The sequence below is a fragment of the Candidatus Pelagibacter sp. genome (genome assembly GCF_052048095.1).
GTDB lineage: Bacteria > Pseudomonadota > Alphaproteobacteria > Pelagibacterales > Pelagibacteraceae > Pelagibacter.
In genome coordinates, this window is sequence record NZ_JBNAKG010000001.1 from 355262 (window position 1) to 367446 (window position 12185).

The following is a 12185-nucleotide window of genomic DNA, read 5'->3' on the forward strand; positions in this document are numbered from 1 at the left end:
CCTCGCCATGGATGATTTTAAAGTAAAAGATATTACAGAAGCAGAATTTGGCAGAAAAGAAATTCAAATAGCTGAAAGTGAAATGCCAGGATTAATGGCATTAAGAGAAGAATATAAAGATAAGCAACCGCTTAAAGGAGCAAAGATTATAGGTTGTTTACATATGACTATTCAAACTGCAGTACTTATTGAAACTTTAGTAGATTTAGGAGCTGAAGTAAGATGGTCTTCATGCAATATTTTTTCAACACAAGATCATGCCGCTGCAGCCATCGCAAAAGCTGGAATACCAGTTTATGCATGGAAAGGTGAAACAGAAGAAGAATATATTTGGTGTATTAAACAAACAATCGAAGGAAAAAAAGATTGGAAACCTAATATGTTACTTGACGATGGTGGTGATCTTACAGCTATGATGCATAAAGAGTACAAAGATTTATTGAAAGATATCAAAGGTGTTTCTGAAGAAACAACAACTGGAATAAAAGCATTAAACAAGATGGAAAAAGATAAAACTCTTATGGTTCCAGCAATAAACGTTAATGACTCTGTTACAAAATCTAAATTTGATAACCTTTACGGATGTAGAGAAAGTTTAGTTGATGGAATTAGAAGAGCTACAGATGTTATGATGTCTGGAAAAGTTGCTATAGTTGCAGGCTTTGGTGATGTTGGAAAAGGAAGTGCTGCATCATTAAGACAAAGTGGTGCAAGAGTTCTTGTTACAGAAGCAGATCCTATTTGTGCATTACAGGCGGCTATGGAAGGTTATGAAGTTGTTTTAATGGAAGAAGCTATAAGTAAAGCGGATATAGTGGTTACCGCAACTGGAAATAAAGACATAGTTACAGCAGACCATATGAGAGAAATGAAAGATAGAGCAATCTTATGTAATATTGGTCACTTTGATAATGAAATACAAGTTGAGGCATTAAAAAATTATAAGTGGACAGAAGTAAAACCACAAGTTCATGAAATTGAATTACCAAGTGGAAAAAGAATTATCCTTTTGGCGGAAGGTAGATTAGTTAATTTAGGCTGTGCTACTGGTCATCCTAGTTTTGTAATGAGTGCATCATTTACAAACCAAGTAATAGCGCAAATAGAACTTTGGAATAATCATAAAAATTATGAAAATAAAGTTTATGTTTTACCCAAACACTTAGATGAAAAAGTTGCAATGCTGCATTTAAAAAAAGTTGGAGCTAAATTAACTAAACTTTCTAAAGACCAAGCTGATTATATAAGCGTTGGCGTAGAAGGGCCGTTTAAACCAAATGCATATCGCTACTAATACTAGCAGTGGTAAAATAAATATTTCTTCAGAAAAAATTACAGCAGAAATTGCAAAAGAATTTACAAATATACTTGTTAATGGAGATATTGTATTCTTGATAGGAGAAATGGGAGTAGGTAAGACTACTTTCGTAAGATATCTAATTAATGAATTTCAGAAAAAAAATAATTTAGATCTAACAGAAGTAACTAGTCCAACCTTTAATATTCTTAATGAATATAAAATTGAACACATAAATATTAAGCACTATGATCTGTATAGGTTAAAAGAATTTAATGAAATTAATAACCTAGGTATTCTAGAAGATACTGAAAATTCTTTAATATTAATAGAATGGCCAACTCTTTTATTTGATAATCTGAATAATTTTATAAAGTTAAGTTTTAGTTATTCCAAAGATTATCTAAATAGAGAATTAAGTTATGAAAATTTAATCAAAAATGTCTCTTAAAGAATATAGATTAAAAAAAATTAAAGGAGATGCATCCTTTAGACAATTTTATAGAAAATCATTTTATAAAAAAAATTCAATAATTGTTTATGCAGATAAAGAAAAAGAAAAAAATTTGCTTGTCTATGATTGTATTAATAAAATTTTGAATAAAAATAATGTTAAAGCTCCAAAATTAATAAATGAGAATTATGAGCTGAATTATATTGAAATAGAAGATTTAGGTGAGAAAACAATGTTCAACTTTTTGAAAAATAATTCTAAAGATTTAAAATATTTCAGACAGGCAATTGACTTATTATTAAAAATCCAAAAAATTAAAGATAGAAAAATTAAAAATTTTAAAGGCAAAACTTACAATATATCAGAGTATAACAAGAAAACTTTATTTGAAGAGGCTGAACTTTTTTGCAAATGGTACGTCCCATCAAATTTGAACAAAAATAAAAAAGATTTATTTAATAAAAAGATAAAAGGTGAAATAAAAAAATTAATTAGCAAATTAAAATTAAAAAACGATACATTTGTTCATAGAGATTTTCATGTTTCAAATATTATTTTAAATAAAGATAGGACTTCATTAATCGATAGCCAGGATGCATTGATTGGAAATCAAGCCTATGATTTAGCTTCAATTATTGATGATGTGAGATTCAAAACATCTATAACAACAAAGAATAAAATTTTTGATTATTTTTTAAAAAAAAATAAAAAAATAAATTTCTTTTATTTGAAGAATGATTTTGAAATCCTATCAGTTCTAAGAAATTTAAAAATAATAGGAATATTTACAAGATTAGCTGTAAGAGATAAAAAGTATAATTATCTTAAAATGATACCATATGCTTGGAAATTAATTGAACTAAGAGTTAAGCAAAATATTCATTTAAAAATGCTTAATAAATTACTAAGTGATAATTTCCCAAAACAAATAAAATGAAAATAGAAACTGCATTAATTCTTTGTGCTGGATATGGTAAACGAGTAAAGCCTTTAACAGATGTTACGCCTAAACCACTTTTAAAAATCAATGATTTAACATTGCTTCAAAGATGTATAAACTTAATCGAAAGCTTAGATATAAATCATATTTTATTAAATACTTTTTACCTACAAGATGAAATTAAAAATTATATAAAAAATAATAATTTTAAAGCTAAGATTTCCATCATTGAGGATGGAGATGAAATCCTCGACACAGGAGGTGGTATATTAAATTTGATGAATGCATCATCATCAGTAGATTTCTTTATTTTTAATCCAGATACTTTATGGAATAAAGATTACATAATTGAGTTGAAAGAAATGGAAAGTTTTTATTTTAAAAAAAAATTAAACAATATTTTAATGTTAGTAAATCAGAGTCTGAGTTTTGATGAAAATCTAAAAGGCGATTTTAGTCTCAATGAAAATTCAATTTCAAAAAATAATGTAAACAATTATATTTATACAGGATGTCAAATTTTGAATAAAAATTCATTTAAAAATTTGAATGTAGAAACTTTTTCAATAAGAAATATATGGAATGATTTCATTAAGAAAAACCAATTATATGGATATGAGAGTAAAAAAAAATTTTTACACGTAACTAATTTAGATATTTTTAAAAAACTACAAGGTCTTTAGCACGCTCATTATCCAAATATCTGCATTCAGATATATTTTCATTATTATCAAATCTTATATACAGAGGATTTCCTGTAGGAATTTCTAATTTTGAAATTTGATCTTCATCTAATTTAAATAAGAATTTACATAAAGCTCTAATGGAATTACCGTGTGCAGAAATTAGTACATTATTTTTTTTAACTAATTGCCTTATATGCTTGTCATAAATCTTTATTACTCGATTATAGGTATCTTCTAAAGATTCTGTGTCAGGAATTAAATCTTCAGGAATATTTTTATAGATATCTAAATTTCTTGGATGATGTGAATTATTTCGGTCAAGTTTATCTGGTCTTAAGTTCCAAGATCTTCGAAATTCATGAACCTTTTGTTCCCCAAGTTTTGCTTTCATTTCATCTTTATTTAAACCTGTTAATGCACCATAATGTCTTTCATTAAGTTCCCAAAATTCCTGAACTTCTTTATTGTCGCTTAAAATTTCTTTTATTATTAATAACGTTCGCTTTGCCCGTAATTGAAAAGAAGTGAAATAATAATCAATATCAAGTTTTTCTTTTAACAACAAATTTCCAGCTTTTTTTGCTTCTTCTTCACCTTTTTCTGTAATGTCAACATCTACCCATCCTGTAAATCTATTTTCAAGATTCCAAATGCTTTGACCATGTCTGACTAATATAATTGAACTCATAAGTTTAAATTATTTTAAATTTTGCTAAAAAATAGTTTCTATAGATGATTCATTTTTTTTCAAATTATAAAATTATTTTTAAATTAACAAACTTAATATTACTTATTTTTTATTTATATCCAGGAAGCTTAGCTGGTTTTTTTTTATATAATGATTTTACAAAACAACCTCAACTCACGCCTGATTTTTTTAATATTTCTTCAAATCATTTTTATGTATTTATAATCATATCTATCTTAGGAGTTTTAACTTATTTTAGATTAAAAAAATTAAATTACTTGTTTGGATTTTTGATTTTTTATTCAATAATACTTGAAGTATTGCACGTTTTAATTCCTAATAGAGCGTTTCAGTATGAAGACCTATTTGGAAATTTGTATGGCGTTTTAATTGTTATAATTTTTTGGAATATCTTTAAATTTTATGAAAAAAATAAATAAGATTATCTTAATATTATCCATGCTAAGCATTTCTGCTTGTTCGTCTATTCCATCAAATACTGCAGATGGATGTTCAATATTCGATGAGAGATATCTTTGGTATAAATTTGCAAAAAAAACTGAAAAAAAATGGGGTACACCGATTTATATTCAATTAGCGATTATCAGAATGGAATCCGATTTTGATTGGTTAGCAAGGCCTGAGAGACAAAAAATATTTAAAGTAATCCCTTACAAAAGACCATCAAGCTCGCTAGGCTATTCTCAAGCAGTAAAAGGTACTTGGAAACAATACAAAGAGGAGACTGGTAATAAATTAGCTTCAAGAATTTTATTTAAAGACAGTGTTGATTTTATTGGTTGGTATACGACTAAGTCTTCTCAAATATTAAAAATTTCAAAAAAAGATGCTTTTAAACAGTATCTCGCTTATCATGAGGGTTGGGGAAATTATAAACACTACAAAAAAAATAAAAAAGTAATTGGGCTTGCAAAAAAAGTAGAAAAACAATCAAAAATTTATCGAAAACAACTTGCTAAATGTTCTAATAAGTTAAACAGAAATAAATATATTATTTTTTAGATAACTGATTTTTTAATTCTAAATCAACTGCATCTATTCTCTTAGTATTTCTAGCTAAAGCTAAATACATTGTTGGTGTTACATATAATGTAAAGAAAGTTGAAATAATCATACCACCAAGTATTGTTGAGCCTACTGCTAACCTAGAGCCTTCACCTGCGCCAGGGCCTATATTTCCAATAACTAAAGGTATCATTGCAATCATAGTACTCAATGATGTCATTATAATTGGTCTAAATCTTACACTACAAGCATCTTTAACAGCTGTCTCAATATTTTTACCAGTTGTTCTTATTTGATTTGCGTAATCAACTATCAATATGCTGTTTTTTGTAGAGATACCTATCAGTATAATTAGAGCAATTTGTGAAAAAATATTTATTGAGCTATTTAAAAATAATATAAATATTAAGCCACCAAATATTGCCAAAGGTACAGTTAAAACAATAATAAAAGGATGAACAAACGAATTAAATGTTGCTGCCATAACTAGATAAGCAGTCAATAAAGCTAAAGCGAATATTAAAAATAATTCATTACTTGTCTCTTTTACCTCTTCTGATTTGCCTTTCCATGTAATTTGGTTTTGAGGCGCAACTTCAGCCATAACATTTTCAAAGTAGTTAATTGCTTCAGTTAATGTATAGTTTTCACTAATATTAGCGGAAATAGTCACTGCTCGTTGCCTGTTGTATCGAGCTAGCTCTTTCGCAGCACCTTCTTGTTTAAAATTAACTAAGTTAGCAAGTGAAATTAATTTACCATTTGTTTCTGATCTAACAAAAATTTTTGATATACCATCTTTATCTCTTCTGTCTGCTAAATATTGTTGAATTATTATTGGATACTCTTTTCCTAATCTATTAAATGTTGTAACTCTCTTTCCACCATATAATGTTTCAAGAGTTTTTCCAATTGATTGTGTAGATATTCCAAGATCTTTTGCTTTATTTTTATTTATGATTAATTTTACCTCAGGTTTATTTCTATTGTAATCAGACTCAATTCTTGAGAGATTTTTATTAGATCTTAATTTTCTGATCACCAGATTTTGAATATTTTCTAGTTCGTCGTAAGTTGATCCATAAATAACCATTTGAACTGGTTTATTATAATTAGATACTCTTATAGATTGAGGAGAAATTGGAAATGCCACTGCTTGAGGAACAGTTACTATTTTTCCAATAGCTTGCCTCATTACAGTTTGTGAATTTTTACCTCTATTTTTCCAATCATCTAATAAAGCAATTATAATAAAGCTATTGTAAGAATTTGCTGAACTACCAAAACCTGGAACTCTCATAATAAATCTTGAATAGGGGCTATCCTCTGCTTGAAGAAGAGGTATTAATCTTTTCTCAACTTCTTGTGCTTTTTCTTGTGTATATTCAAAAGAGCTGCCTTCATCAGTAAATCCAATAACTAAATAGGCGCCTCTATCTTCTAATGGCAAAAGCTCTTTTTTAGCAAATGAAAATAATCCTATAGATACGAAAACAATAAAAATTATAAATAGAGAAACTATTCTTGTTTTATTCAATAAGATATTAAGAGTATCTCTGTAAAAATTTGCACATGCTTGAAAAATTTTCTCAAATTTTTTCAAAAAAACATTTTTATCAGTTCGCTTATTTAAAAATTTACTAGCTAACATTGGTGATAAAGTTAAAGCTACAAATGAAGATATAACTATTGAAAATGATAATGCGATAGCTGTTTCTCTAAATAGAGAGCCTGAAATTCCATCTATAAATATTAATGGTAAAAAGACAGCTATTAATATTAAAGTTGTTGCTATAATTGCAAATGAAATTTGTTTAGATCCTTTGTAGGCAGCTACTAGTGGGGTTTCTCCATTCTCTATTCTTCTATAGATCGCATCAGTCATGATTACTGAGTCATCAGTAATAATTCCTATGGCGAGTATAAAACTTAATAATACAAAGATATTAATTGAAAGACCAAACAAATATAAACCGAGGAATGAAGCAACTAAACTTACTGGTAAAGCAATTGCCGGTACAATCACAGCTTTTAAATTACCTAAAAATAAATAAATTATTATTACTACTAAAATGAAAGCTATTATTAGTGTTTTGTATACCTCTTCAATAGCAGCTTCCACATAGTTAGCTCTATTAAATGCTATTTCTAAATTTAGGTCATTAGGTAATGATTTTTTTACCTCTTTAATTTTTTCTTTAATTTGATCAGAAAGTTCAACGGTAGATGCACCACTTCTAGCATAAATACCAATACCTACAGTTTTTAGGTTAAGCTGATCCTTAGTTTGAGCTTTAAATAATGTCTTTTCAGAAACTGGTCCAAATTCAACATTTGCGATATCCGATAGTAAAACAATTTTATTTGGTGTTTTTTTGATTGGCAGTTGTTTAATTGTATCTATGTCATTATAGGATTTATCCAAATTTAATGTTAAGTCTATATTTGCAGCTTCTAATGTTCCAGCTGGCAATCTAATATTTTCTTTTCTTAATGCATTTTCAAACTCTTGAATTGTAAGGTCATTCGCAGCTAATTTAATTGGATCAACCCATACTCTAATACTTAATTCTCTTAAACCACCAACTCTAATTCTACCCACATTTTTAACACTTGAAAAAGTATCAACTAAAAATCTTTCAGCATAATCTCCAAGTTCTAGATCAGTCCAAGTTTTGGATGATAACGCAAGCCACATTGTGGTAGTAAACCCTGCTGCTCTTTTAAGGATTTGAGGTGGGTCTGATTCTGATGGTAGATTGTCTACTACCCTCGCAACTCTTTCCCTAATATCGTTTGCTGCATTGTCGAGATCAATACTGGTATCGAATTCTACATTAATTGTACTTCTTCCATTTTCCGATTTGGAGTCGATGTTTTTAATTCCTTCTGCTCCACCAATAACGTCCTCAATAACTTGAGTTACTTCTTGATCAACTATGTCTGAGGCTGCTGACTTATAATCTACTTGTATTTGAACAACAGGTGGCTGAATACCATCAGGTAATTCTCTTACGGGCAGTTTCCAAAACACAAATAATCCAAAGATTATTAGTATTAAGGACATCACCCATGATACTGTAGGTCTCTTTATGCTTAATTCAGTAATATACATTTAGTTTTTAATAGGTTTAATTTTACCCATTGGTCTTATTTTTTTAAGGCCCTCTGCTGCAACTATGTCTCCAACATTTAACCCTGATAAAATTTCTACATCTCCACTTTTTCTAGCTCCAATTTTAACTTCAGTTTTTTCTGCAACATTTTCTTTAGAAATTTTATAAACATAAGATTTCTCACCTTCCATTATTATGCTGGTATCAGGGATACTTATGCCATCTCTTGAATTCACTTTAACATTTACCTCTAAAAGTGAACCAGACATTAAACTCAATTCATTATTTTCAATTCTTACTCTTGATAACAAGCTTCTAGTATCAGCGTTAATTCTACTTGAAACAAAATCTATAGTTCCATTAAAAACTTTATCTTTGTAGCTAGATACTTTTGCCTCAATCGGTAAATCTTTTTTAATCAAGGCTGAATAATTTTCAGGAATTTTAATATCAGAATAAATTATAGAATTATCATCTAAAGTAATAATAATTGTACTATCAGAAACAAGAATGTCTTCAGTTAAACCCGTGTAACCCAAAACACCATCGAATGGTGCAATTATATTTCTGTCATTTAATTTAACAATAGTCTCTCCTTTTTTAATAAAACTATTTAATTTTAATTCACCCTGAAGTTCGTTTTTTTTAATTCTAAATGATTTAGTCTTATTTGATACAGCAGTCCCAAATGTATCAATGCTTTCATAAAATTGTTTATTTGTTACCTCAGTAACAATAATTCCTGGGGGAGGTCTTTTGCTGAATTTCTTTTTGAAATGATTACCAATCATGGTTCTGCCAATGATCACGATTGCGATTATTAAAAAAAATGTAAATACTGTTAAAATTATTTTATTTTTTCTTTTCATTAAATTTTTCCATATTCAGCCCAAGAGCCGTCATATATTTTGGGCTCATATTTATCACTTATTAGATAATATGCAAAAGCCAAAACACAAGCTGTTACACCTGAACCACAAGAAAATACTACATTATCATTTTTTAAATCATTTAAATTAGAATTAAATAGTTGTTCCAAATCAGATTTGTTCTTAAAGGTTTTATCTTCATTTAATACTTGGTTAAAGGGTATGCATTGAGAATTAGGAATTGAACCACTTCTTAATCCAGGTCTAGGTTCACTTACTTTTCCTTCAAACCTATCTTTGCTTCTAGCATCAATCACAGAGAATTTATTTTTTGTTATGTTATCATCAATTTGTTTTTTATCTTTTACTAAATCTGTTCTAGATGTAGCCTTATAATTAGTTTTAGTTATTTTAGTTACCTCTGACGTAATTTCTTTATTTTCTAATATCCATTTTTTTAATCCACCATCTAAAACATTAACTAAATTAATATCGTGTCCATAATATATAAAGTTGTACCAACATCTGCATGAACTTATCACATCCGAATTATCATAAATAACAATCTCATCATCATTATTAATTCCTAAATTTGAAATTATATTTTCCCATGTTTTTGAATCTACTAACATATGTGGCAAATCAATATCTGTTCTTGAATTTTTATCTAAGTCAAAAAAGATACTATTAGGAATATGTTTTAGTTTATATTCGTTTTCAGAATTTCTATTTACATTTGGCATGTGCCATGAGCAGTCAATAATTTTTAATCTATTTTGATTTTCTTGTAAGTAGGTTGTTGTAACCAGAGGCATTAGTTTTTATCTAAATAATTTTGATGATATTCTTCTGCTTTACAATAATTATTAATTTTTGAAATTTTTGTTACGACTTTTCCATTTAATTGACTGTTTACTTTTTCTAAAACTTCTTGTGCAATTTTTTTTTGCTCGTCATTGTCGTAAAATATTTCACTTCTATATTGTGTGCCAAAGTCAGGCCCTTGTGAATTTAAAGTTGTGGGATCATGAATATCAAAAAAAATTTCTAATATATTTTTGTATTCAATCTTATTTGGATCATATTCTAGTTTTACCACTTCTGCATGACCTGTTGATCCACTACAAACTTCTCTATAATTAGTTGTTGAATTATTTCCACCACAATATCCAACTTCTGTTTTAGTTATCCCATCAATCAGACTAAATTTTTTTTCAGGACCCCAAAAACAACCAAGTGCTAAAACTGCTATTTCCATTGATTAAACCTTAAATTGAATTACAAGTTATTATTATGCTCACTAAAAATCAATTAGGATTTTTATACATGTTTATGTCCATTTGTGCATTTTCAATAATGGATTTAATTGTGAAATGGTCTGAGCATTATCCTTTAGGTCAAGTTTTATTCTTTAGAGGATTTTTTGGTGTGTTATTTTATTTTTTAATCATTCCAAAAGAAAGATTGCATAACTTTTATTATACGAAAAGAGCAGGATTACATTTTCTAAGATCATTTTCTGGTTTGATTGCATTAGTTGCAATTTTTATTGCTTTAAGAAGTTTACCTCTAGCCACAGTGGTCAGTATTTCTTTTGCGGCTCCAATATTTACAACAATTTTTTCTATTTTTTTACTCAATGAAAAAGTGGGGGTTTATAGATGGCTTGCTGTGATTGTAGGATTTATAGGTATATTAATTATAACTGAGCCTGGCATTTCTTCTTTAAATATTTTTTATATTTTTCCTATAATTTTTTGTATTGGATTATCTTATGTTGCTATTACAATTAGAAAATTATCAACCACTGAACCTGTCTGGTTAATTTCATTATATTTTTCTATTTCTATTACTCTTTTAAGTTTATTTTCTTTGCCATTAGGTTGGATTATGCCTTCGATAAATGATTTTATGATTTTAGCAATGATTGGAATTTTTGGTGGGGTTGCTAACTTATGGTTAAGTCAGTCATACAAATATTCTGAAGTATCTCTTGTTACACCTTTAAAATATTTAGCCTTAGTTTTTGCTATAATTTTTGGATATTTAATTTGGAACGAAATACCAACAATAAAGAGTTTATTTGGTGCAGCTTTAGTTATTATTTCTACATTGATCATTTTTCGAAGAGAAATTTACAAAAAAAAAACTATTTCATCTAAAACCTTAAATGACTAAAAAACCTAAGTATTGGACAGAAGCTAAAAGGTATCTTTCAAAAAAAGATAGGGTTATGGGAAAATTGATTAAATCTTATAAATCCCCTTCAGAGGTAGTTTTGACATCTCGAAAAGATGTATTTTTTTCACTTTGTAAAAGTATTATTGGTCAGCAGATTAGTGTTGCTGCAGCAAATTCAGTTTTTTTAAAATTTAAAAAAACTTGCAAAGGAAAAATAAATCCGAAAGTAATATCTAAATTAACAAATACTCAACTTCGAAAATGTGGTTTAAGTAGACAAAAGATATTGGGTATAAAAAGTTTATCCAAACAAATGATTGATAAATCTTTTAATCCAAAATTAATTGCAAAAATGAATGATGAAGAAGCAATAGAGTATTTATCACAATTAAGACAAATAGGTAGATGGTCAGCTGAAATGATATTGCTATTCACTTTTAATAGACCTAATATTTGGCCAATTCAAGACATAGGTTTGTTGAGAGCTATTTCAAAAAATTATAATAAAAAATATCTTCCACCAGAAAAGTTTGTAAATTTATTAAATAAAAGATTTACTCCTTTTTGTTCAGTTGCTACCTGGTACCTATGGAGAAGTATTGATCCCGAACCAATACAATATTAAGCACCTTCGATAATTTGATGGTTTCTAATTACGCTATCTCCAAGAATTGCATGCGCTGCTTGATACTCTTCTGAGTAAAAAAAATTTTTTGTTATCTCAAATGATTCAAATTCTATTACAACTGTTCTTATAAATTCTTTTCCTTCAGTTGTTACATTATTTCCACCTCTAACTAAAAATTTACCTTTAAATTTATCAACTGCATCTTTAGCTTTCACGGCATATTTTTTTAATACTTCTTGATCATTTATTTTTTCATAAACACAAACTACGTAGCCTTTCATTAATTCTCCTTTTAAAAAT

The 12185-nt window shown here is 27.9% G+C and carries 14 protein-coding genes; 8 read left to right on the forward strand and 6 right to left on the reverse strand.

Annotated elements, in window-relative coordinates:
• The first annotated feature begins 7 nt into the window (after positions 1-7).
• From ahcY to ACTT9P_RS01875, 4 genes are read left to right on the forward strand one after another with little or no spacing between them, the layout of a single operon-like run.
• On the forward strand, positions 8-1294 hold the full coding sequence (ahcY, locus tag ACTT9P_RS01860; protein WP_440908995.1) for an adenosylhomocysteinase: 1287 nt from the start codon (positions 8-10) through the stop codon (positions 1292-1294).
• The gene (tsaE, locus tag ACTT9P_RS01865; RefSeq protein WP_440908996.1) at positions 1278-1748 is read left to right on the forward strand and encodes a tRNA (adenosine(37)-N6)-threonylcarbamoyltransferase complex ATPase subunit type 1 TsaE; all 471 of its coding nucleotides are present in this window, start codon (positions 1278-1280) and stop codon (positions 1746-1748) included. The genes ahcY and tsaE overlap by 17 nt, the downstream gene beginning before the upstream one ends.
• Complete coding sequence (locus ACTT9P_RS01870; protein WP_440908997.1) at positions 1738-2688, forward strand: phosphotransferase; 951 nt, start codon at positions 1738-1740, stop codon at positions 2686-2688. The genes tsaE and ACTT9P_RS01870 overlap by 11 nt, the downstream gene beginning before the upstream one ends.
• Positions 2685-3374, forward strand: coding sequence for a sugar phosphate nucleotidyltransferase (locus tag ACTT9P_RS01875; protein ID WP_440908998.1), 690 nt, complete (start codon positions 2685-2687; stop codon positions 3372-3374). The genes ACTT9P_RS01870 and ACTT9P_RS01875 overlap by 4 nt, the downstream gene beginning before the upstream one ends.
• On the opposite strand, the gene ACTT9P_RS01880 is transcribed toward ACTT9P_RS01875, so the two are convergent.
• The gene (locus ACTT9P_RS01880; RefSeq protein WP_440908999.1) at positions 3352-4065 is read right to left on the reverse strand and encodes a 2,3-bisphosphoglycerate-dependent phosphoglycerate mutase; all 714 of its coding nucleotides are present in this window, start codon (positions 4063-4065) and stop codon (positions 3352-3354) included. The two genes, ACTT9P_RS01875 and ACTT9P_RS01880, sit on opposite strands and share 23 nt — an antisense overlap.
• 44 nt (positions 4066-4109) lie before the next feature.
• Between ACTT9P_RS01880 and ACTT9P_RS01885 the strand changes: the two genes are divergently transcribed.
• Both ACTT9P_RS01885 and ACTT9P_RS01890 read left to right on the forward strand, forming a co-directional pair.
• Entirely contained in the window at positions 4110-4505 is a 396-nt protein-coding gene (locus ACTT9P_RS01885; protein WP_440909000.1) for a hypothetical protein, read from the forward strand.
• Complete coding sequence (locus ACTT9P_RS01890; protein ID WP_440909001.1) at positions 4489-5088, forward strand: transglycosylase SLT domain-containing protein; 600 nt, start codon at positions 4489-4491, stop codon at positions 5086-5088. Before ACTT9P_RS01885 ends, ACTT9P_RS01890 begins: the two co-directional genes overlap by 17 nt.
• Here ACTT9P_RS01890 and ACTT9P_RS01895 read toward each other — a convergent pair.
• The 4 genes from ACTT9P_RS01895 to msrA are packed head-to-tail and all read right to left on the reverse strand — an operon-like array spanning position 5078 to position 10334.
• The gene (locus tag ACTT9P_RS01895; protein ID WP_440909002.1) at positions 5078-8206 is read right to left on the reverse strand and encodes an efflux RND transporter permease subunit; all 3129 of its coding nucleotides are present in this window, start codon (positions 8204-8206) and stop codon (positions 5078-5080) included. The genes ACTT9P_RS01890 and ACTT9P_RS01895 overlap by 11 nt on opposite strands.
• Positions 8207-9076, reverse strand: coding sequence for an efflux RND transporter periplasmic adaptor subunit (locus tag ACTT9P_RS01900; RefSeq protein WP_440909003.1), 870 nt, complete (start codon positions 9074-9076; stop codon positions 8207-8209). It lies immediately after the preceding gene.
• Positions 9076-9891: a sulfurtransferase gene (locus ACTT9P_RS01905; RefSeq protein WP_440909004.1), complete on the reverse strand. Its 816-nt coding sequence runs from the start codon at positions 9889-9891 to the stop codon at positions 9076-9078. Before ACTT9P_RS01905 ends, ACTT9P_RS01900 begins: the two co-directional genes overlap by 1 nt.
• Positions 9891-10334, reverse strand: coding sequence for a peptide-methionine (S)-S-oxide reductase MsrA (gene msrA, locus ACTT9P_RS01910; protein ID WP_440909005.1), 444 nt, complete (start codon positions 10332-10334; stop codon positions 9891-9893). The genes ACTT9P_RS01905 and msrA overlap by 1 nt, the downstream gene beginning before the upstream one ends.
• A gap of 35 nt (positions 10335-10369) precedes the next feature.
• On the opposite strand from msrA, the gene ACTT9P_RS01915 reads away from it, so the two are divergent.
• Both ACTT9P_RS01915 and ACTT9P_RS01920 read left to right on the forward strand, forming a co-directional pair.
• Positions 10370-11254 carry a DMT family transporter gene (locus ACTT9P_RS01915; protein ID WP_440909006.1) on the forward strand — a complete coding sequence of 295 codons (885 nt, stop codon included), beginning with the start codon at positions 10370-10372 and terminating at the stop codon, positions 11252-11254.
• Positions 11247-11882 (forward strand): DNA-3-methyladenine glycosylase family protein, encoded by a 636-nt coding sequence (locus ACTT9P_RS01920; protein ID WP_440909007.1) that lies wholly within the window; start codon positions 11247-11249, stop codon positions 11880-11882. Before ACTT9P_RS01915 ends, ACTT9P_RS01920 begins: the two co-directional genes overlap by 8 nt.
• Here ACTT9P_RS01920 and ACTT9P_RS01925 read toward each other — a convergent pair.
• Positions 11879-12166 carry a DUF1330 domain-containing protein gene (locus ACTT9P_RS01925; RefSeq protein WP_440909008.1) on the reverse strand — a complete coding sequence of 96 codons (288 nt, stop codon included), beginning with the start codon at positions 12164-12166 and terminating at the stop codon, positions 11879-11881. The two genes, ACTT9P_RS01920 and ACTT9P_RS01925, sit on opposite strands and share 4 nt — an antisense overlap.
• Between the last annotated feature and the right edge of the window lie 19 nt (positions 12167-12185).